We start from the raw sequence: 20,161 nt of genomic DNA, 5'->3' as shown, positions 1-20,161 counted from the left end.
TTTGATCAATTATTGAGCAGGCGGCACGTAGCCGTCAGCCTTGGCGTAATCCTCGCCGGAAAAGAACTTGTCCATTTCGCCTGACAGGTATTTACGGTCTTCGGCGTTCATCATGTTCAGGCGTTTTTCATTGATCAGCAGCGTCTGGTGTTTCAGCCAGTCGCCCCATGCCTGGGCGGAGATGTGATCGAAAATGTCCTGGCCCTTCGCACCTGGGTACGGAGGGCGTTCCAGGCCTGGCAATTCTTCGTTGTACTTGCGGCACATTACGGTGCGGGTCATGACGACTCTCCTGCGTTCAATACATCGGCCGCGCGTTTCAGCAGTTTCTTTACCGGGGCGGCAAGGCCCAGGCGCGGCGGGGTGGCGAGGTTATACCAGAGCCAGTCGGCCTCGGCCACGTGATGGGCGGATTCCTCGACCTGCACCAGCCAGGGTTCGATGGCCAGCTGGAAGTGGCTGAAGGTGTGGATCAGCCCCGGCAGTGCCTGGTGCTCGCCCAGCTCGAGAGCGTGCTGGTTGGCCAGGTGTTCGAGGTCTTGCAGGTCGTCCAGTTCGGGCAGGCTCCACAAGCCGCCCCACAGGCCGGTGGAGGGGCGGCGGTAAAGCAGGATGGCGCCTTCGGCATTGGCCAGCATCGGCATCAGCGTGCGCTTCTGCGGGATGCTCTTGCGCGGCTTGGGGATCGGGTAGCGTGTCTCCAGGCCGAGCAGGTGGGCTTCGCAGCCTTTTTCCAGCGGGCACAGCAGGCAGCTGGGCTTGCTGCGGGTGCAGAGGGTGGCGCCCATGTCCATCATCGCCTGGGTGTAGGCGTTGACACGATCATGGGGCGTGAAGCGCTCCGCGGTGGCCCACAGCTGCTTGGCCACCTTGGGTTCGCCGGGGTAGCCCTCTTGTGCGGTGAAGCGCGCCAGCACGCGTTTGACGTTGCCATCGAGGATCGGCGCGCGCAGGCCCATGCTCAGGCTGGCAATCGCGCCGGCGGTGGACAGGCCGATGCCGGGCAACTCGGTGAGTTTTTCCACATCCCTGGGAAACTCGCCGCCGTACTCGGCCACGATGATTTTCGCGGTCTTTTGCAGGTTGCGCGCCCGAGTGTAATAACCCAGGCCGGTCCACAGGTGCAGCACTTCGTCCTCCGGCGCGGCGGCCAGGGCTTCGACCGTTGGCAGGGAGGCCATGAAGCGGTCGAAGTAATTGAGCACCGTGCTGACCTGGGTCTGCTGCAGCATGATCTCCGAAACCCACACCCGGTAAGGCGTGATGCCCTGTTGCCAGGGCAGGTCATGGCGGCCGTGGCGGTCGTACCAGTCCAGCACCGCCGTTGAAAACTGCTCGTTTTTCATCGTTTGAACAGGCCTTTCAAAGCATCTTTGAGCTGCGGATTGACCTTGTCGAGCTTCTCTTCCAGCTTCTCGCTGAGCTTGTTGCCGGCCGCCTTGATCGCGACCTGGCTCAGGCCGTCCTTGTCCAGGCGGCAGGCCTTGGCACCGAGTTCCAGTGGGCCACGGCAGCGCAACGGCACTTCGATGCCCTGGAAGTTGGCTCCGACTTCGCAGGCCGGGTCCGGTACTTCGCGCTGGTCGCCTTCGACGATGATGCCGACGCGGTAATCCATGCCCAGCACGCGCAGGTCGATGTCACCGTTGCCATTGACCGCCAGCCCGGGGATGCGCACTTTCAGGTCGGGGTTGTTGGCGACGCCGTTACGGAAGGTCAGGTTGCCCTTCAACTCCTGGAACGGGGTGTCCTTGCCGCGTTGTTCGCCGCTCAAGGTCTTGCGGTTGAGCAGGGCGATACCGGTGCACAGTTGCTGCTCGAGGTTGGCGTTGAGCAGCACGCCGTTGTTGATCACAAAGCTGGCGGTACCGTTGAGGCTGTCGATCAGGGCTTTCTGGCTGTTGCCGCGGCCGCTGAGGTTGCTGTCGAGGGTGACCTGGCCTTTCACCGGCGGCGTTTGCCCCTGGGCCTGCAGGATGCGTTCGACCGGCACCTGCCTGATCCGGCTTTGCAGGGCCAGCAGCGGAATGTCCTGGCGCACGTCCAGGCTGCCGTTGGCCTGGAAGGTGCCGTTGTAGAGCCCGCCGCTCAGGGTGTCGAGCTTGAGTTGGCCGTCGACGCCGGACGCTTTCAGCACGGCATTCTGGATCGGCAATTTACTCAGGGTCAGTTGGCCGAAGGCGAGGTCGGCATTCACATCCAGCTTGCGCAGATGGGCCAATGGCAGCAGTTTGTCGGTGCTCCAGGCGCCTTTGGTCGGTGCTTCCGGCAGTGGCGTGGTGCCCCCGGCCGCCATGGCGCCGGCTTCGCTGTTCTGCACTTCGGCCTGGCGGGCGGCGGTCGCGCCCTTGGCGGATTCGGACTTGGCCGGCAGGTAGTTGTCGGCGTTGAAGGTATCGCCCTTGAGCTGCACGCGCAGCGCCTGCTTGGCAAAGTCGTCCACGGCGATACGACCGGTAAAGGTGCTGCCATCGAGTTTCAGGTTCAGGTCTTCCAGCGCCAGGCTGGTCGGCGTGCCCTTGAGGCGGCTGACCAGCTCGACCTTGCTCAGGCTGCCCTCGGCCATGGGCGGCAGCGGGTTGCCGACGCTGTCGAGGAACTTGGCCAGGTCAAACTGGGCGATGGACAGCGCGCCGCTGAGTTGCGGGGTCTTGTCCAGGTCGTTGACCTTCAGTTCGCCCAAGGCGCGCAACTGGTTGGCCGAGAGCTTCAGGTTGGTCCATTCGGCGATATTGGCCGCCTGGTCCACCAGTAACTGGCCTTGTGTGGAGAAGGTCACGGTCTTGCCTTGCAGCGGCTCGCCAGTGGCTTCGCCGGTGACTTTCATGTCTTCGAACTGGTAGCGCTTGAGCGCGCGTTCGATACGCAGGTTGCCGTTGAGCTCGGTCTTGACGCGCATCACTGGCTGGTTGCTGCCGAAGAAGGCGGTGAGTTTCACCGGGATGCTCGCACCTTCGTGCACGGCGCCGGTGCTCAGCTGGATACTTTCGGCGCTGAATTGCTTGCCGGTCTGTTCATCGTTGTATTCGACGCGGGCGTTGTTGACCGTCAGGCTGTCGATATCCAGGCGGATCGGCTTGGACGGTTTTTCCGCTTCGGGCTCGGCAGGCGCTTGCGCTGGCGCGGGGGTTCCGGCAGTTGCCACCGGCGCGGTCTTGCCGATGTCTTCCCAGTTGCCATGGCCCTGCTTGTCGCGGTTGAGGCGCAGGTTCAGGCCTTCGACACGCACATCGCTCATTTGCACCTCGCGACGCAGCAGCGGCAGCACGCGTACCGACAGGCCAAGCATTTGCAGGTCGGCGAAGGGTTGGGTCGGCGTGGTCAGGGTCGCCACGCTGGCTTCGTGCAGTTCCAGGCCGAGCCAGGGGAACAGGCTCCAGCCGATATCGCCATTGAGCGTCAGCTCGATGTGGGCCTTGTCGCGGGCAATCTGGCGAATCTCGTCTTTATAGTCGTTGGGATCGAAGAGATGGGTCAGGGCGAAGCCCAGAGCCACAATGATCAGCAACAGCCCGAGAAGTACCAGACCCAGGATTTTGCCGAACGCTTTCATGGGCGAGTCCTTGTATGTCGATTTCAAAATTTAGCCGCAGAGTATAACGCCCGACGGCCTGCGTCAGGTCACCGATCGTTACATTGTATCCATAGGGGCGAAAACGGGTTTTTGACGCCAATAAAACCGAAAAATCGCAAAAAGATGATGTCATTTTGGTTTTTCTGTCACTCGCTAATGCTAATCTTCGGCCGTTCGTTCGCCTTCTGCGACTTATCGTCGCGCCAAAATGGAGCTTCACTCTACAAAAACGGCCACGCTTTGCGTGCAAGGCCGAGGGAGAGAGCGCCTGACGAACGCATACTAATAACTGGGGGATTCATCAATGAGCACTAGCACTGTGGCCGGCACTACTGCCGCCCAGCCTGCGTTCCTGTCCAAGGAGCGCATTATCGCCAAGCCCGGCTTCAACCGCTGGCTGGTTCCACCGGCCGCCCTGGCCATCCACCTGTGCATCGGCATGGCCTACGGCTTTTCGGTGTTCTGGCTGCCGCTGTCCAAGGCGCTGGGTATCACTAAACCGGTTGCCTGTGCGCCGGACATGAGCTTCATCGCCCAGGTCTTCTCGTCCCAATGCGACTGGCCCATCTCCATGCTGGGCTGGATCTACACCCTGTTCTTCATCTTCCTGGGCTGCTCGGCAGCGATCTGGGGTGGCTGGCTGGAACATGCCGGGCCGCGCAAGGCCGGTGTTGTGTCGGCGTTGTGCTGGTGCGGCGGCCTGCTGATCTCGGCGCTGGGTATCTATACCCACCAGATCTGGCTGATGTGGATCGGCTCCGGGGTCATTGGCGGTATCGGCCTGGGCCTGGGCTATATCTCGCCCGTATCGACCCTGATCAAGTGGTTCCCGGACAAGCGCGGCATGGCCACCGGCATGGCGATCATGGGCTTCGGCGGCGGCGCAATGGTGGGCGCCCCGCTGGCTGCTGCGCTGATGGGGCATTTTGCTTCGCCGACCAGCGTGGGCGTATGGCAGAGTTTCCTGGTCATGGCTGCGATCTACTTCGTGTTCATGATCGGCGGCGCGCTGTCCTACCGCGTTCCACCCACTGGCTGGAAGCCTGAGGGCTGGACCGCACCGGCGAAAAAAGCCAGTAACGCGATGATCACCCACCGTCACGTGCACGTGAATGTGGCGTGGAAAACCCCGCAATTCCGTCTGGTATGGCTGGTGCTGTGCCTGAACGTGTCGGCCGGTATCGGCATCCTCGGCATGGCTTCGCCGCTGCTGCAGGAAGTGTTCGGTGGCAAGCTGCTGGGTGTCGATGTGCCGTTTGGCCAACTGGACGCCGGGCAATTGGCGTCGATTGCCGCCATCGCTGCGGGCTTCACCGGCCTGCTGAGCCTGTTCAACATCGGTGGTCGGTTCTTCTGGGCGTCGTTCTCCGACTACCTGGGGCGTAAAAACACCTACTTCGTGTTCTTCGCTCTGGGCTTTGCCCTGTATGCGCTGATCCCGAACCTGGGGCACCTGGGCAACGTGGCGCTGTTCGTGGCGGCGTTCTGCATCATCCTGTCGATGTACGGCGGTGGCTTTGCGACCGTCCCGGCCTACCTGGCCGACCTGTTCGGTACCCAGATGGTCGGCGCGATCCACGGTCGCCTGCTGACCGCCTGGGCAGCGGCGGGCGTGCTGGGCCCGGTGCTGGTGAACTACCTGCGTGAGTATCAACTGAGCATCGGCGTTGAACGCGCTGCGGCCTATGACATCACCTTGTACATCCTCGCCGGCCTGCTGGTGCTGGGCTTTATCTGCAACATGCTGGTCCGCCCGGTGGCCGACAAGTACTTCATGACCGATGCAGAGCTTGCCGCAGAGCAAGCGCTGGGCCATGACAAGGGTGCCGATGCCAGTACTTCCCTGGAGTGGAAAGCGGCCTCCGGCACCGTGCCATTGGCAATTGCCGCCTGGCTGGTGGTGGGTATTCCGTTGGCGTGGGGTGTGTGGGTGACCCTGCAGAAGACGGCGGTACTGTTCCACTAAGTTGAATACAAGCGGGCGCACCATCCTGGAGCGCCCGCTTGTGTATACATGTCTATCCCCGACATTCCCCGCCTCAACTCGTCAGTCTTATCCCCTTCGATGTTTCTGTTTAGCGCCCGCGCCCCTATAATGGCTGCCTTTTTCGCCCAATGATTTTGCGGAGCTGGTGATGGCCGAACGTAAGGCGTCCGTCGAGCGCGACACTCTGGAAACCCAGATCAAAGCCTCGATCAACCTGGATGGCACCGGAAAGGCCCGATTTGATATCGGTGTACCTTTTCTTGAGCACATGCTGGACCAGATCGCCCGTCACGGGCTGATCGACCTGGATATCGTCAGCAAGGGCGACCTGCATATCGACGACCACCACACGGTGGAAGACGTAGGCATCACCCTCGGCCAGGCGTTTGCCAAGGCCATCGGCGACAAAAAAGGCATCCGTCGCTACGGCCACGCCTATGTCCCGCTGGACGAAGCGCTGTCGCGTGTGGTCATCGACTTCTCCGGCCGCCCAGGCCTGCAGATGCACGTGCCGTACACCCGCGCCACCGTGGGCGGCTTCGACGTCGACCTGTTCCAGGAATTTTTCCAGGGCTTCGTCAACCACGCACTCGTCAGCCTGCACATCGACAACCTGCGCGGCACCAACACCCACCACCAGATCGAAACCGTGTTCAAGGCTTTCGGCCGCGCGCTGCGCATGGCCGTGGAGCTGGATGAGCGCATGGCCGGGCAGATGCCCTCGACCAAGGGCGTCCTGTAATGCAGACGGTCGCGGTTATCGATTACGGCATGGGCAACCTGCACTCGGTGGCCAAGGCCCTCGAACACGTAGGGGCCGGCAAGGTGCTGATCACCAGCGATGCCAGCGTGATTCGCGAAGCCGACCGCGTGGTGTTCCCCGGTGTGGGGGCGATCCGCGATTGCATGGCCGAGATCCGTCGCCTGGGCTTTGACAGCCTGGTGCGCGAAGTCAGCCAGGATCGTCCGTTCCTCGGCATCTGCGTGGGTATGCAAGCCTTGCTCGATCGCAGTGAAGAGAACGACGGCGTTGACTGCATCGGCCTGTTCCCCGGCCAGGTGAAGTTCTTCGGCAAGGACCTGCACGAAGACGGCGCCCACCTGAAAGTCCCGCACATGGGCTGGAACGAAGTCAGCCAGGCGGTGGATCACCCGCTGTGGCACGACATCCCGGATATGGCGCGCTTCTACTTCGTGCACAGCTACTACATCGCCGCCGGTAAACCGCGCCAGGTGGTGGGGGGTGGGCACTACGGCGTCGACTTCGCCGCTGCGTTGGCCGAAGGTTCGCGTTTTGCCGTGCAGTTCCACCCGGAGAAGAGCCATACCCATGGCCTGCAATTGCTGCAGAACTTCGCCGCCTGGGATGGGCGCTGGTAAATGGCCAGGAAGCCGAAGCTGCCGATCTTGAACCTCACGCCAGAGCAGGAAAGTGAGGCTACCCTCAAGATCAAGCGCTTCATGGAAGACCGCTTCGAGCTCAAGCTGGGCTCGTTCGAGGTCGCCGAGATTCTTGAGCTGTTCACCACCGAAGTGGCTCCGCACTATTACAACAGGGCGATTTTCGATACGCAGACGCTCCTTAAAGAAAGGTTCGAAAGCATCGAAAGCGACCTGTGGTCGCTTGAGAAACCCTGATTTCCCAAGCATTGCTGAATATCGAATAAGGTTTGCCAGATGCTGATTATCCCCGCTATCGATCTCAAGGACGGCGCCTGCGTCCGTCTGCGCCAAGGCCGTATGGAAGATTCCACCGTGTTCTCCGATGACCCGGTGAGCATGGCTGCCAAATGGGTGGAAGGGGGCTGCCGGCGTCTGCATCTGGTGGACTTGAACGGCGCCTTCGAAGGCCAGCCGGTCAACGGCGAGGTGGTCACCGCGATCGCCAGGCGCTACCCGAACCTGCCGATCCAGATCGGCGGCGGTATCCGCTCCCTGGAAACCATCGAGCATTACGTCAAGGCCGGCGTGAGCTACGTGATCATCGGCACCAAGGCCGTGAAAGACCCGGCCTTCGTCGCCGAGGCCTGCCGCGCGTTCCCGGGCAAAGTGATCGTGGGCCTGGACGCCAAGGACGGTTTTGTCGCCACCGACGGCTGGGCTGAAATCAGCACCGTGCAAGTCATCGACCTGGCCAGGCAGTTCGAAGCCGACGGCGTGTCCGCCATCGTTTATACCGACATCGCCAAAGACGGCATGATGCAGGGCTGCAACGTGCCGTTCACCGCGGCGCTGGCGGCGGCGACAAAGATTCCGGTGATCGCTTCCGGCGGCATTCACAACCTGGGCGACATCAAGTCGCTGCTGGACGCCAAGGCGCCAGGGATCATCGGCGCCATCACCGGCCGCGCGATCTACGAAGGTACCCTGGACGTCGCCGAAGCCCAGGCTTACTGCGATGCCTACAACGGCTGAGGACTGACCATGGCGCTGGCCAAACGCATCATCCCTTGCCTGGACGTCGACAACGGTCGCGTGGTCAAGGGCGTCAAGTTCGAGAACATCCGTGACGCCGGCGACCCGGTGGAAATCGCCCGTCGCTACGATGAGCAGGGTGCCGACGAGATCACCTTTCTCGACATCACTGCCAGCGTCGACGGCCGCGACACTACGTTGCATACCGTCGAGCGCATGGCCAGCCAGGTGTTTATCCCGCTGACCGTGGGCGGTGGCGTGCGCACCGTGCAGGACATCCGCAACCTGCTCAATGCCGGTGCGGACAAGGTCTCGATCAACACTGCTGCGGTGTTCAACCCGGAGTTCGTCGGCGAAGCCGCGCAGCACTTCGGCTCGCAATGCATCGTGGTCGCCATCGATGCCAAGAAAGTCTCCGGCCCGGGCGAAACCCCGCGCTGGGAGATCTTCACCCATGGCGGTCGCAAGCCGACCGGCCTGGACGCGGTGGAGTGGGCGATGAAGATGGAAGGCCTGGGCGCCGGGGAAATCCTGCTGACCAGCATGGACCAGGACGGCATGAAGAACGGCTTCGACCTGGGCGTGACCCGCGCCATCAGCGATGCGCTGGGTATTCCGGTGATCGCTTCCGGCGGCGTCGGTAACCTGCAACACCTGGCCGACGGCGTCATCGAAGGCCATGCCAGCGCGGTGCTGGCGGCGAGTATTTTTCACTTTGGTGAATACACCGTTCCCGAGGCCAAGGCCTACATGGCGGCGCGCGGTATCGTCGTTCGCTAAACGTTGCTGGACACCATGGCAGGCGCGCGGCACTCTCTGCGCTTGCCATGGATTCCGGTAGCCTTCATGTTCAAGACCCTGCTGCTTGCCCTCGCCAGCACCTCCATCTTCATGGTGAGTGCGGCCCACGCCGAAGAGCCGTCCGACGCCTCCCTGGTGTTGCTGACGGAAAATTTCCCGCCCTACAACATGGCCAAGAACGGCAAGAACTTCGCCAGGGACGAGAACATCGAAGGCATCGCCGTGGACATCGTGCGCGAAACCTTCAAGCGTGCCGGCATTTCCTACAATCTCACCCTGCGTTTTCCCTGGGAGCGAATCTATAAGCTCGCCCTGGAGAAACCCGGCTATGGCGTGTTTGTGATGGCGCGCCTGCCGGATCGTGAAGCGCTGTTCAAGTGGGTTGGCCCCATCGGCCCGGACGACTGGGTGCTGCTGGCCAAGGCCGACAGCAAGATCCAGCTCGACGACCTGGAGCATGCGCGCCGCTACAGGATCGGCGCCTATAAAGGCGATGCCATCGCCGAGACCCTGGAGAAGCAGCGCCTTAACCCGGTGGTGGTGTTGCGTGACCAGGACAACGCGCAAAAGCTCGTGGATGGCCAGATCGACCTGTGGGCCACCGGCGACCCGGCCGGGCGTTACCTGGCGCGCCAGGTCGGTGTGACCGGGCTCAAGACTGTGCTGCGGTTCAACAGCGCCCAGTTGTACCTGGCACTGAACAAGGATGTACCGGATGAGACGGTGGCCAGGCTGCAGGCAGCGTTGGATCAGTTGCGCTCTGAAGGGCGGGTGGAACAGATCATGGCGGACTATTTGTAGCGGTAGACGCCGTTCTTGCCGTGCCCCGCCATGGCTTGATTGCTGCGCACACTGATCATCAGCTTGATATCAATCCACTCGATGCCCTGGGCCTGGAGCTTGGGCAATTCGCGCTCGAGCACCGCCAGCGTCTGCGGATAGGGGTGGCCGATCATCACCGCCGAACCCTGTTTATGCGCCAGCTTGATCGCGGTTTGCAGCTGCGTGGCAATCGCCGCTTCGGTGCGCTCATCATCGAGGAATACATCCCGCGAGACATGGGCCAGGCCGATCTTCTGCGCCTCGGCGGCGGCCACGGTCTGTGCGCTGGTGCGGCTGTCGACGAAGAATTTGTTGCGCCGCTGCAGTTCCGCCATCAGCCAGGCCATGGCGGCCGGCTGGGCGGTCATGCGACTGCCCATATGGTTGTTGATGCCGGCGGTGTAGGGCACGGCCTTGAAGGCGGCGTCCAGGCGTTGGCCAAGTTCTTCCATGGAGAGTTCCGGGTGCCAGGCGAACGGGCCGGTGGCGGGGTCCATGGGCATGTGCAGGATCACGATCTTGCCGGCCTTGTGCGCTTCGCGGGCGAATTCGGCGGCGTGGGGCGTGTCGGGCATGATCGCCGTGGTCACCGGCCCAGGCAGGGCCAGCACGCGACGATCCCGGGGCAGGTTTTGCCCCAGGTCGTCGATGATGAGGGTCAGGTAGGCTTTGTGGGATTCGCCGGCAGGGGCCGCTTGGGCGACCCCTGCCAGGCTGCACAGCACAGCGATGATCAGGGCAACACGCATATCAACGGCTGCGCGTAATGCTCAGGCCCTTGAGCAGGCTCAGCGCCTGGGCCAGCTGGTAGTCATCGTCCTGCGGCATCGGCTTGGCTTTCTTGCTGCTGCCGGTTGGCTGGTCGGCACCACCGTTGCCATTGCCCAGGTGACCTTGCAGGTCTGCTTCCTTGTAGTACTCGCTGTCGATTTCGTTGGTGATCTTGGCCTTGCGCACTTCGATGTCCGGCACGATGCCCTGGGCCTGGATCGAGCGGCCGTTCGGCGTGTAGTACAACGCGGTGGTGATCTTCAGGGCGCGATCGTTGTTCAGCGGCAGCACGGTTTGTACCGAGCCTTTGCCGAAGCTGGTGGTGCCCATCAGCACGCCGCGCTTCTGGTCTTGCAGGGCGCCAGCGACGATTTCCGAGGCCGAGGCGCTGCCGCCGTTGATCAGCACGGCCAATGGCACGTTCTCGCTGAGATCGTTGCCGGTGGCCGAGAAGCGCAGCTCGGAGTTGGCGATACGGCCCTTGGTGTAGACGATCAGGCCCTTGGTGATGAAGTGGTCGACCACTTCCACCGCCGACTGCAGCACGCCGCCCGGGTTGTTGCGCAGGTCGAGCACGATGCCGCTGAGTTTCTTGCCGTTGTCCTTGCGCAGCTTGGCCAGGGCCTTGGCCACTTCGTCGCCGGTCTTGACCTGGAACTGGGTGATGCGGATGTAACCGTAGCCAGACTCCAGCAGCTGGCTCTTCACGCTCTTGACCACGATGGTCGCGCGGGTGAGTGTCACGTCAAACGGGTTGCCGCCGTCGCGCACCAGGGTCAGGGTGATTTTCTGGCCGATCTTGCCGCGCATCTTGTCGACGGCTTCGGTCATGGTCTGGCCGCGGGTCGGCTGGCCGTTGATCTTGACGATAAAGTCACCGGCCTGGATGCCGGCCTTGGACGCCGGGGTGTCATCGATGGGCGAGACCACCTTGATATTGCCGTCTTCGGCGCCGACTTCAATGCCCAGGCCGCCGAACTCACCGCTGGTGCTTTCCTGCAGCTCGGCAAAATCTTCCGGACCCAGGTAGGCGGAGTGCGGATCAAGGTTGCTGAGCATGCCCTTGATGGCATTCTCCAGCAGGGTCTTGTCGTCTACAGGTTCGACATAGGCGGCCTTGATCCGGTCCATGACCTCGGCAAAGGTGCGCAGCTCGTCCAGCGGCAATGGCGCCTTGGTGGTCGCGGCCGTGGCGGCGGGTGCAGCCGGGGCGGCCTGGTCGGCAAAAGCCAGAGGCGCGCCGATGACCAGGGCGATCGTCAGGGCCAGCGAAGTGAGGCGGGACAAATGCAGCATGTCGAACGAACTCCTAATGTAGATGCGACCCTATCCTTGGGACCGGCACCATTGTGCGGGATCGCTCGGGCGACCCTGCTGACGAATAGCGAAGTACAGCGCCGGGGTGTCCTGGCCACCACTGTTACCGACAGTGGAGATAGATTCACCGGCTTTTACAACATCACCTGCCGACTTGAGTAACGTCTGATTGTGGCCATAAAGGCTTAAATAGCCATTACCGTGGTCGAGAATCACCAGCAAACCGGCGCCCCGCAGCCAATCGGCAAACACCACGCGCCCGCCATGTACGGCGTGGACCTGGCTGCCGGCAGAGGCGCTGATCATCACCCCGTCCCACTTGGCACGGGTGTCATCGCCCCGGGTTTCCCCAAAGCGTGCCAGCAGTCGACCATCAACCGGCCATGGAAGTTTGCCGCGGGCTGAAGCAAAAGGGCCGCCGAACGACTCGCCGGCACTGGAAACCAGCGGGCCAGGGGCGGCATGTACCGGTTTGCGCGGCGCCGGGGCATCGGTGGTGGCTGCCAGTTCGGCCTCACGCTGGCGCTTTTTTTCCGCTTCCTGCTGGGCGATCAGCGCTTTCTGTCGCGCCTCTTCGGCCTCGCGTGCCTGGCGTGCCAGGGTTTCTTCGATGGTCTTGAGCACTTTGGCCAGGTCGGCCTGGTCCTGCTCGCGGGCCTGCAGCTTGGCGTCGCGGGCCTTCACGTCGTCATTGAGCTTGGCCAGGGCCAGCTGGCGCTCCTTGCGGACCTTGTCCAGCTCGTCGCGCTGGGCGTTGAGGCTGGCTTTCTGGTCCTCCAGCTGCGACTGCTGGTTGGCGATTTCCTGTTCGACGTTGGCCAACTGGCGCAGGGTCTCGTTGAAGCTTTTCAGTTGCTCCAGGCGGGCCTTGCTCAGGTAGTCGTAGTAGGTCAGGGTGCGCGCGAATTTCTCCGGGTTCTGCTGGTTGAGCAGCAACTTGAGGTATTCCTGGCGGCCGCTCTGGTAGGCGGCGCGGGCCTGGATCGCGATCAAGCGTTGCTGTTCAACGCGTGCGCTCTGGAGTTTTTTTTTCTCAGCGTCGAGTCGCTCCAGTTCCGACTCGCTCTTCTTTAGTTCTTTTTGCAGCTCCTGGACCTGCTTCTCCAGCTTGCCCATTTCGGTTTCCGTGCCGCGCAGATCTTTCTGCACCCCGGATTTTTCTTCCTGGAGCTTGCCGAGCAGTTTTTTCAGCTCGGTAATGTCCTGACGCGTAGCGTCCAACTGTTGTTGAGTTTGTGCGCGCTCGTCGGCAAACGCCGGTTGGAGCAGGCAGACAAGAGCGAGGGTAATCAAGGCGCGAAGCATAGAGGCGGGCGACACCAGGGAAAGGGACGGCCTAGTATGCCCGCCAAGCGCTGCAAAAAAAACGCCCAATTCGGCCTGGAAGGCAAGATAGGTGCCGAGCGGCGGTGGTATGGCAAAAAGACATCTACCAAACACCGCAGATCCCATGTGGGAAGGGACAAGCCCCTCCCACATGTTTGTTGAGATCAGACCAGAATTGAGGTCCCGGTCATCTCTTTGGGCTTCTCCAACCCCATCAGCATCAGCATGGTCGGTGCCACATCCGCCAGCACGCCGCCTTCACGCACTTTGAAGTCGCGCTTGCCGACGTAGATGAACGGCACCGGCTCGGTGGTGTGGGCGGTATGGGCCTGGCCGGTGGTTTCGTCGGACATCTGCTCGCAGTTGCCGTGGTCGGCGGTGATCAGCGCTTCGCCGCCGACTTTTTCCAGGGCCTCGACAATGCGGCCGACGCACAGGTCCAGGCATTCCACGGCCTTGGTCGCAGCTTCCAGATTGCCGCTGTGGCCGACCATGTCACCGTTGGCGTAGTTGACCACGATCACGTCGTAACGCTGGTGGTCAATGGCGTCGACGATCTTGTCGGTGACTTCCGGCGCGCTCATTTCCGGCTGCAGGTCGTAGGTGGCGACTTTCGGCGAAGGGATCAGGATGCGTTCTTCGCCTGGGAACGGTTCTTCACGGCCGCCGGAGAAGAAGAAGGTGACGTGGGCGTATTTTTCGGTTTCAGCGATACGCAGCTGGGTCTTGCCGTTCTTCGCCAGGTAGTCGCCCAGCACGTTGTCCAGGCTGCCGGCAGCAAAGGCAGCGGGGGCCGGGATGCTGGCGGCGTATTGGGTCAGGCCGACGTATTGGACTTTTGGCTGGCGCGCCCGCTCGAATTCCTTGAAACCGTCTTCGACAAACACACGGCTCAGCTCGCGGGCACGGTCGGCGCGGAAGTTCATGAACACCACGGCGTCGCCGTCTTCGACCTTGACCGGCTCGCCGATGGTGGTGGCCTTGACGAATTCATCGCTCTCGCCACGGGCGTAGGCAGCTTCCAGGCCTTCCTGGGCGGTGGCGGCGTGGAATTCGGCCTGGCCGTCGACGATCAGGTTGTAGGCCTGGGACACGCGGTCCCAACGGTTGTCGCGGTCCATGGCGAAGTAGCGGCCCACCAGGCTGGCGATGCGGCCCTTGCCCAGGGCGGCGAAGGTGGCGTCCAGCAGCTCGATGGAGGATTGCGCGCTTTTTGGCGGGGTGTCGCGGCCATCGAGGAAGGCGTGCAGGTAGATCTTGTCGGCGCCGCGCTTGAAGGCCAGCTCGGCCATCGCCACCAGATGGTCCTGGTGACTGTGAACGCCGCCGTCGGACAGCAGGCCCATGAAGTGCACGGCCTTGCCGGCGGCCACTGCTTTATCTACCGCTGCGCAGAGGGTCGGGTTCTCGAAGAACTCGCCATCGCGGATCGATTTGGTCACGCGAGTGAAGTCTTGATAGACCACTCGTCCGGCGCCGAGGTTCATGTGGCCGACTTCCGAGTTGCCCATCTGGCCGTCCGGCAGGCCCACGTCCATGCCCGAGCCGGAGATCAGGCCGTTGGGCACCGTCGCGGTCAGGCGGTCGAGTACGGGCTTCTTGGCCGCGTACACCGCGTTGTCGTGGTGGCTTTCACTGTGTCCGAAGCCATCGAGAATTATCAGGACCAAAGGTTTAGGCGTGGTAGTCATAGATCCTCTCGCGGCGGTAATAAAGGAAGGCAATTGAAAAGGGAGTGGCAGTTTAAAGCGAAGTTCCGACCACGTCACCGCTTTACGGGGGTTGGCCCCCCCTGACGGCTGTGTATACTTACCGCCATTTTAACGCCCTGGAACCTCCTTGATGGTTGATCACCTGATTGCATTTGCCACTGCCCACTATCTGCTCGTGGGTGCCTTCGTCATCCTGCTGGCGCTGCTGATCGCTCACGAATTGAGCCGTGGTGGCCGCAGCCTGAGCACGTCGGAGCTGACCGCGCTGGTCAACAAGGATGAGGCCATTGTGGTGGATATCCGCCCAGTCAAGGATTTCGCCGCCGGCCACATCGTCGGTGCCCTGAACATTCCTCAGGACAAGCTGATCGCGCGCCTGGCCGAGCTGGAAAAGCACAAGGCCAAGACCATCATCCTGGTCGACGCCCAGGGCCAGCACGCCGGTACCCACGCCCGCGAGATGCTCAAGACCGGTTTCACCGCCGCCAAGCTGTCCGGTGGCATCAGCAGCTGGCGCGCCGATAACCTGCCGCTGGTGAAGTGATATGAGCCAGGTCGTCGTATATTCCAGCGATTGGTGCCCTTACTGCATGCGGGCCAAGGCCCTGCTGGAGAAAAAGGGCGTTGCCTTCGAAGAGATCAAGGTCGATGGCAAACCCCAGGTGCGTGCCGAAATGGCCCAGAAGGCGGGGCGCACGTCAGTGCCGCAGATCTGGATCGGCGCCAAACACATCGGTGGTTGCGACGACCTGTTTGCCCTGGAGCGCGCCGGTAAACTCGATGCGCTGCTGCTCGTCTGACTCCTAACCCCTAAAAGACCCCAAGATCAAGAAGGATCTGCGATGACTGACCAACAGAACACCGAAGCAGCAGAAGCCCAAGGCCCACAATTTTCGCTGCAGCGTATCTATGTGCGTGACTTGTCGTTCGAAGCGCCGAAAAGCCCGGCTATCTTCCGCCAGGAATGGACCCCAAGCGTTGCCCTGGACCTGAACACCCGTCAAAAGGCACTGGAAGGCGATTTCCACGAAGTCGTGCTGACCTTGTCGGTCACCGTCAAGAATGGCGAAGAAGTGGCCTTCATCGCTGAAGTGCAACAGGCCGGTATCTTCCTGATCCAGGGCCTGGACGAAGCGTCCATGAGCCACACCCTGGGTGCGTTCTGCCCGAACATCCTGTTCCCGTATGCCCGCGAGACCCTGGACAGCCTGGTCACCCGTGGTTCGTTCCCGGCGTTGATGCTGGCTCCGGTGAACTTCGATGCCCTGTACGCTCAAGAGCTGCAGCGCATGCAACAGGAAGGCGCACCGACGGTTCAGTAATCTCGAACCCGACGCAGAACCCAATGTGGGAGGGGGCTTGCTCCCGATAGCGGTGGATCAGTCACGTAGATGTCGACTGACACTCCGCCATCGGGCAAGCCCCCTCCCACATTTGTTATGTGTGTTACTTGAAGCCGAGTTGGCGCCAGCCTTCGTAGACGGCAACGGCGACGGTGTTCGACAGGTTCAGGCTGCGGCAGCCTTCGCGCATCGGCAGGCGCAGGCGATGCCCGTCCGGCAGGGCGTCGAGTACGTCGGCCGGCAGGCCACGGCTTTCCGGGCCGAACAGGAAGGCGTCGCCTTCGGCGAAGCTGGCATCATGGAACGGTCGCGAACCCTTGGTGGTGAACGCGAACAGCCGTGGGTGGCCCAGGCTTTCCAGGCAGCTGGCCAGGTCGGCATGGCGCTGCAGGGTGGCATACTCGTGGTAGTCCAGGCCGGCACGGCGCAGGCGCTTGTCGTCCATGTCGAAGCCCAGGGGCTCGATCAAATGCAGGTGGCAGCCACTGTTGGCGCACAGCCTGATAACGTTGCCGGTATTCGGCGGAATTTCTGGTTGAAAAAGGATGACGTGAAACATGCACGGCTCCGAAGGCAAAGATGCGCTGCATTCTACCCCTGAAGAAGACCCAAGACCGAAGCTAATGCCGAGGGTCATGGGCTCATTGGCGATTGTCGGCCTGATGGTGGGCCTGATGATCGGCCGCCTGACCACCCCTGACCCGGTAGAGTTGCAGCAGATAGAGACGGCGGCGGACGGTGTGGTGGTGTGGTTCAACAGCGAACCCAAGCTGCACGGCGAGCACATCGACGGCACCGTGGCGCTGTTGTTCGATGCACAAGGCAAAGCCGCCAGCGGGCAGCTCAAGGTCAACGACAAGGATGTGAACTGGCGCGTGCGCAAGACCGATGCGGGCTTGCTGCTGAACCTGGTGGCGGCTCGGCCGTTGCGCGGGGAGTGGAAGGGCGAGGAGGTCGATGACCGCTGGCGGCTGGAGATCCATCTCCAAGAGCAATAAAAGAGGGAGTTCCCGGCCTGCCTGTACCAGGGCTCCCAAAACGGGGTGAAGCCAGAGGCTTCGGTGTTAAAGAGGGAATCCCCGGCCTGCCTGTACCGAGGTTCCCGAAAGCGGTGTGGAGCGCGACGCGGTTCGCATCAAGCACCCCGGGTGTAAAGAGGGGATTCTCGGCCTGCCTGTACCAAGGTCCCCGAAACTGGGTTGTACTGGGGTTATTGCAGGGCGCGTGCCAGAGTGGCTGAGTTGTGCCAAAAAATTTCTCCAGAAAGCGCAAAGCCCCGGAATACGGGGCTTTGGTATTTTCGGGGGTCAGTATTTTCTTAACAAAACGCTTATTTCGGGCTTGGAACGTGTGCGCGATGCTAGAACAGGGTGCATTGAAGCGGTGCACGGTTCTGAGTCCGTGTGGAGGTCCAAATGTGAGAGGGGGCTTGCTCCCGATGGCGGAGTGTCAGTCGATATCTATCTGACTGATCCACCGCTATCGGGAGCAAGCCCCCTCCCACATTAGACCTCGATAGATTGGAGATCAGGCGTCGTCGCCCTCATCGTCATCACCACCATCGACCTTCATGCCCAGCTCCTTGATCTTGCGCGTCAGGGTATTGCGACCCCAACCCAGCAACACGGCGGCATCGCGACGGCGGCCGGCGGTGTGCTTGAGGGCGGTTTCGATCATGATCCGCTCGAAGGCCGGTACGGCGCTGTCCAGCAGGTTCGACTGGCCGCGTGCCAGGGCCTGGTCGGCCCATTGGCGCAGCGCCTGTTCCCAGTTGGTCACCGGTGCCGAATCCTGCGGCAGGCTCAACAGCTCCGGCGGCAGGTCGCCGATATGCACTTCGCGGCCGGACGCCATCACGGTGATCCAGCGGCAGGTGTTCTCCAGCTGGCGCACGTTGCCGGGCCATGGCAGGTTCTTCAGGTATTCCTCGGTCTCGCTTTTCAGCAGCTTCGGCTCGACGGCCAGCTCCTGGGCGGCGCGGCTGAGGAAGTGGCGGGCGAGGGTCGGGATATCTTCGCGGCGGTCCGACATACGTGGGATGTGGATGCGGATCACGTTGAGACGGTGGAACAAGTCTTCACGGAACTTGCCGGCGTGCACCAGGGTTTCCAGGTTCTGGTGAGTCGCGGCGATGATGCGCACATCGACCTTGACCGGTGTGTGCCCGCCCACGCGGTAGAACTCGCCGTCCGCCAGTACGCGCAGCAGGCGGGTCTGGGTGTCGGCCGGCATGTCGCCGATTTCATCGAGGAACAGCGTGCCGCCGTCCGCCTGTTCGAAGCGGCCGCGACGCAGGTTGGCGGCGCCGGTGAACGCGCCTTTCTCATGGCCGAACAGCTCGGACTCCATCAGATCCTTGGGGATCGCCGCCATGTTCAGCGCGATAAACGGCGAGGCCGCCCGCGGGCTGTGGCGGTGCAGGGCGTGGGCCACCAACTCTTTACCGGTACCCGACTCGCCGTTGATCAGCACGGTGATGTTGGAATGGCTCAAGCGCCCGATGGCGCGAAACACTTCCTGCATCGCCGGCGCTTCACCGATGATTTCCGGGGTGCGGGTCAGGGTCGGCGGGGCTTCCTGGTTCTGCTGTTCCTGGGCGTGCTGGTTGGCGCGCTTGACCAGCGCCACGGCCTCGTCCACATCAAATGGCTTGGGCAGGTACTCGAAGGCGCCGCCCTGATAGGACGCGACAGCGCTGTCCAGGTCGGAGTGCGCAGTCATGATGATCACCGGCAGGCGCGGGTGCTGCTCGCGAATCCGCGCCAGCAGGTCCAGGCCACTGGCGCCGGGCATGCGGATGTCGGAGATGATCACGTCGGGCTGCTGGCGCGCCAGGCGGCTCATCACCCCGTCGGCGCTGTCGAAGCTCTGGGTGGTCATGCCTTCCTGTTGCAAGGCTTTCTCGAGGACCCAGCGGATAGAACGGTCGTCATCGACGATCCACACAGTTTCACTACGGCTCATGTCGATGGGGCTCCTTGTTCCAGAGGCAGAAAGATCGAGAACGTGGTGTGGCCGGGATGGCTTTCACATTCGATCAGACCCTGGTGCTGGCTGATGATGTTCTGGGTAATGGCCAGGCCCAGCCCGGTACCGTCCGGGCGGCCGCTGACCATGGGAAAGAAGATGGTTTCCTGAAGTTCCGCAGGAATGCCTGGGCCGTTGTCGATGATCTCGACCTTGGTCACCAGGCGATGGCGCACGTGGCCGATGGTGAACTGGCGCAGGGCACGGGTGCGCAGGCTGATGCGGCCAAGGCGCAGCTCGTTCTGGCTGCTGATGGCCTGCATGGCGTTGCGCACGATATTGAGCACCGCCTGGATCATCTGCTCGCGGTCGATCAACACGTCGGGAATGCTTGGGTCGTAGTCGCGCACCAAGGTGATGCAGCCCTGGCTTTCGGCTTCTACCAACTGACAGACGCGCTCAAGTACTTCGTGCACGTTGGTCATCGCCAGCGACGGCAGCTTGTTGGAGCCGAGCATGCGGTCCACCAGGTTACGCAGGCGGTCAGCCTCTTCGATGATGACGTTGGTGTAGTCCTTGAGGTGCTCGTCCGGCAGCTCGCGGGCCAGCAACTGCGCCGCGCCGCGAATGCCGCCCAGCGGGTTCTTGATCTCATGGGCCAGGCCGCGCACCAGCATCTTGCTGGTCTCCTGCTTGGACAGCTGGGCTTCTTCCTTGGTGATGCGCAACAGGCGGTCGCGGGGGTGCACTTCGAGCAGCAGCAGGGTCGCGCCGTTGCTCAGGATCGGGGTGACGGCGTAGTCGACGGTCAGCGTCTGGCCGGTCAGTGCCGTGAGCATCGCTTCACGCTTGGTGAACGGATGTGCCTGCTCCACCGCCTGGCGCAATGAACTCAAGGCTTCGGCCGACTCGGTGAACAATTCGCTGATGAACTGCCCATGGCTGCGCTGGCCGCTGATGGCCAGGAGCATCTCCGCCGCCGGGTTCATGTACTCAAGGCGCAGGTCGTCATTGAGCAGGATGGTCGCGGTAGTCAGATTGTCGAGTAACAAACGGTGCAGTGCATCGCTGATGGTCATCGGGACCTCTTTTGGAGCAAGGCGCGGGCTTGAGGCACGCGCTGATA

The 20,161-nt window shown here is 62.3% G+C and carries 21 protein-coding genes; 11 read left to right on the top strand and 10 right to left on the bottom strand.

What is annotated here, in order from left to right:
• Window positions 1–9: 9 nt before the first annotated feature.
• The 3 genes from PspCFBP13509_RS05335 to PspCFBP13509_RS05325 are packed head-to-tail and all read right to left on the bottom strand — an operon-like array spanning window position 10 to window position 3,553.
• Window positions 10–282, bottom strand: a complete 273-nt coding sequence (locus tag PspCFBP13509_RS05335; protein ID WP_027605083.1) for an oxidative damage protection protein — start codon at window positions 280–282, stop codon at window positions 10–12.
• Window positions 279–1,346: an A/G-specific adenine glycosylase gene (mutY, locus tag PspCFBP13509_RS05330; RefSeq protein ID WP_065925759.1), complete on the bottom strand. Its 1,068-nt coding sequence runs from the start codon at window positions 1,344–1,346 to the stop codon at window positions 279–281. Before mutY ends, PspCFBP13509_RS05335 begins: the two co-directional genes overlap by 4 nt.
• Entirely contained in the window at window positions 1,343–3,553 is a 2,211-nt protein-coding gene (locus tag PspCFBP13509_RS05325) for an AsmA family protein (RefSeq protein WP_137211657.1), read from the bottom strand. The genes mutY and PspCFBP13509_RS05325 overlap by 4 nt, the downstream gene beginning before the upstream one ends.
• Window positions 3,554–3,878: 325 nt before the next feature.
• On the opposite strand from PspCFBP13509_RS05325, the gene PspCFBP13509_RS05320 reads away from it, so the two are divergent.
• The 7 genes from PspCFBP13509_RS05320 to PspCFBP13509_RS05290 all read left to right on the top strand — a co-directional run bounded on the left by PspCFBP13509_RS05320 (window position 3,879) and on the right by PspCFBP13509_RS05290 (window position 9,578).
• Window positions 3,879–5,540, top strand: coding sequence for an OFA family MFS transporter (locus PspCFBP13509_RS05320; protein WP_074848444.1), 1,662 nt, complete (start codon window positions 3,879–3,881; stop codon window positions 5,538–5,540).
• 169 nt (window positions 5,541–5,709) lie between these two features.
• Window positions 5,710–6,303, top strand: a complete 594-nt coding sequence (gene hisB, locus PspCFBP13509_RS05315) for an imidazoleglycerol-phosphate dehydratase HisB (protein ID WP_017849940.1) — start codon at window positions 5,710–5,712, stop codon at window positions 6,301–6,303.
• A complete protein-coding gene (hisH, locus tag PspCFBP13509_RS05310) occupies window positions 6,303–6,941 on the top strand; it encodes an imidazole glycerol phosphate synthase subunit HisH (RefSeq protein WP_065925756.1) in 639 nt (212 codons plus the stop codon). Before hisB ends, hisH begins: the two co-directional genes overlap by 1 nt.
• Window positions 6,942–7,199, top strand: coding sequence for a DUF2164 domain-containing protein (locus PspCFBP13509_RS05305; protein WP_065925755.1), 258 nt, complete (start codon window positions 6,942–6,944; stop codon window positions 7,197–7,199).
• A 39-nt stretch (window positions 7,200–7,238) separates the two neighbouring features.
• Window positions 7,239–7,976, top strand: a complete 738-nt coding sequence (gene hisA / locus PspCFBP13509_RS05300) for a 1-(5-phosphoribosyl)-5-[(5-phosphoribosylamino)methylideneamino]imidazole-4-carboxamide isomerase (RefSeq protein WP_027605077.1) — start codon at window positions 7,239–7,241, stop codon at window positions 7,974–7,976.
• Window positions 7,977–7,985: 9 nt separating this feature from the next.
• Window positions 7,986–8,756, top strand: a complete 771-nt coding sequence (gene hisF, locus PspCFBP13509_RS05295) for an imidazole glycerol phosphate synthase subunit HisF (protein WP_003171107.1) — start codon at window positions 7,986–7,988, stop codon at window positions 8,754–8,756.
• 66 nt (window positions 8,757–8,822) lie between these two features.
• A complete protein-coding gene (locus tag PspCFBP13509_RS05290) occupies window positions 8,823–9,578 on the top strand; it encodes a substrate-binding periplasmic protein (RefSeq protein ID WP_137211656.1) in 756 nt (251 codons plus the stop codon).
• On the opposite strand, the gene PspCFBP13509_RS05285 is transcribed toward PspCFBP13509_RS05290, so the two are convergent.
• From PspCFBP13509_RS05285 to gpmI, 4 genes are all read right to left on the bottom strand, one after another.
• On the bottom strand, window positions 9,569–10,348 hold the full coding sequence (locus PspCFBP13509_RS05285) for a divergent polysaccharide deacetylase family protein (protein WP_074848446.1): 780 nt from the start codon (window positions 10,346–10,348) through the stop codon (window positions 9,569–9,571). The genes PspCFBP13509_RS05290 and PspCFBP13509_RS05285 overlap by 10 nt on opposite strands.
• 1 nt (window position 10,349) lies before the next feature.
• Entirely contained in the window at window positions 10,350–11,666 is a 1,317-nt protein-coding gene (locus PspCFBP13509_RS05280; RefSeq protein WP_027605074.1) for a S41 family peptidase, read from the bottom strand.
• 30 nt (window positions 11,667–11,696) lie between these two features.
• Window positions 11,697–12,992 (bottom strand): murein hydrolase activator EnvC family protein, encoded by a 1,296-nt coding sequence (locus PspCFBP13509_RS05275; RefSeq protein ID WP_137211655.1) that lies wholly within the window; start codon window positions 12,990–12,992, stop codon window positions 11,697–11,699.
• A gap of 185 nt (window positions 12,993–13,177) precedes the next feature.
• Window positions 13,178–14,704 carry a 2,3-bisphosphoglycerate-independent phosphoglycerate mutase gene (gpmI, locus tag PspCFBP13509_RS05270; protein WP_065925751.1) on the bottom strand — a complete coding sequence of 509 codons (1,527 nt, stop codon included), beginning with the start codon at window positions 14,702–14,704 and terminating at the stop codon, window positions 13,178–13,180.
• 151 nt (window positions 14,705–14,855) lie between these two features.
• Here gpmI and PspCFBP13509_RS05265 point away from each other — a divergent pair, with 151 nt between their 5' ends.
• The 3 genes from PspCFBP13509_RS05265 to secB are packed head-to-tail and all read left to right on the top strand — an operon-like array spanning window position 14,856 to window position 16,047.
• The gene (locus PspCFBP13509_RS05265; protein ID WP_065925750.1) at window positions 14,856–15,269 is read left to right on the top strand and encodes a rhodanese-like domain-containing protein; all 414 of its coding nucleotides are present in this window, start codon (window positions 14,856–14,858) and stop codon (window positions 15,267–15,269) included.
• Between the two features lies 1 nt (window position 15,270).
• Entirely contained in the window at window positions 15,271–15,525 is a 255-nt protein-coding gene (grxC, locus tag PspCFBP13509_RS05260; protein WP_010213876.1) for a glutaredoxin 3, read from the top strand.
• A 42-nt stretch (window positions 15,526–15,567) separates the two neighbouring features.
• Window positions 15,568–16,047 carry a protein-export chaperone SecB gene (secB, locus tag PspCFBP13509_RS05255; protein ID WP_014716520.1) on the top strand — a complete coding sequence of 160 codons (480 nt, stop codon included), beginning with the start codon at window positions 15,568–15,570 and terminating at the stop codon, window positions 16,045–16,047.
• Between the two features lie 124 nt (window positions 16,048–16,171).
• Here the strand turns inward: secB and PspCFBP13509_RS05250 are convergent, their stop codons facing one another.
• Window positions 16,172–16,627, bottom strand: a complete 456-nt coding sequence (locus tag PspCFBP13509_RS05250) for a tRNA (cytidine(34)-2'-O)-methyltransferase (RefSeq protein ID WP_046070509.1) — start codon at window positions 16,625–16,627, stop codon at window positions 16,172–16,174.
• Between PspCFBP13509_RS05250 and PspCFBP13509_RS05245 the strand changes: the two genes are divergently transcribed.
• Window positions 16,626–17,066, top strand: coding sequence for a hypothetical protein (locus PspCFBP13509_RS05245; RefSeq protein ID WP_053140400.1), 441 nt, complete (start codon window positions 16,626–16,628; stop codon window positions 17,064–17,066). The genes PspCFBP13509_RS05250 and PspCFBP13509_RS05245 overlap by 2 nt on opposite strands.
• 529 nt (window positions 17,067–17,595) lie before the next feature.
• Here the strand turns inward: PspCFBP13509_RS05245 and ntrC are convergent.
• Both ntrC and glnL read right to left on the bottom strand, forming a co-directional pair.
• Window positions 17,596–19,032, bottom strand: coding sequence for a nitrogen regulation protein NR(I) (gene ntrC / locus PspCFBP13509_RS05235; RefSeq protein WP_027605069.1), 1,437 nt, complete (start codon window positions 19,030–19,032; stop codon window positions 17,596–17,598).
• Window positions 19,029–20,114 (bottom strand): nitrogen regulation protein NR(II), encoded by a 1,086-nt coding sequence (gene glnL / locus PspCFBP13509_RS05230; RefSeq protein WP_024072896.1) that lies wholly within the window; start codon window positions 20,112–20,114, stop codon window positions 19,029–19,031. Before glnL ends, ntrC begins: the two co-directional genes overlap by 4 nt.
• Between the last annotated feature and the right edge of the window lie 47 nt (window positions 20,115–20,161).

The organism is Pseudomonas sp. CFBP13509, from assembly GCF_005233485.1.
Lineage (GTDB): Bacteria > Pseudomonadota > Gammaproteobacteria > Pseudomonadales > Pseudomonadaceae > Aquipseudomonas > Aquipseudomonas marginalis.
This window is presented reverse-complemented; position numbering and strand designations above follow the sequence as displayed.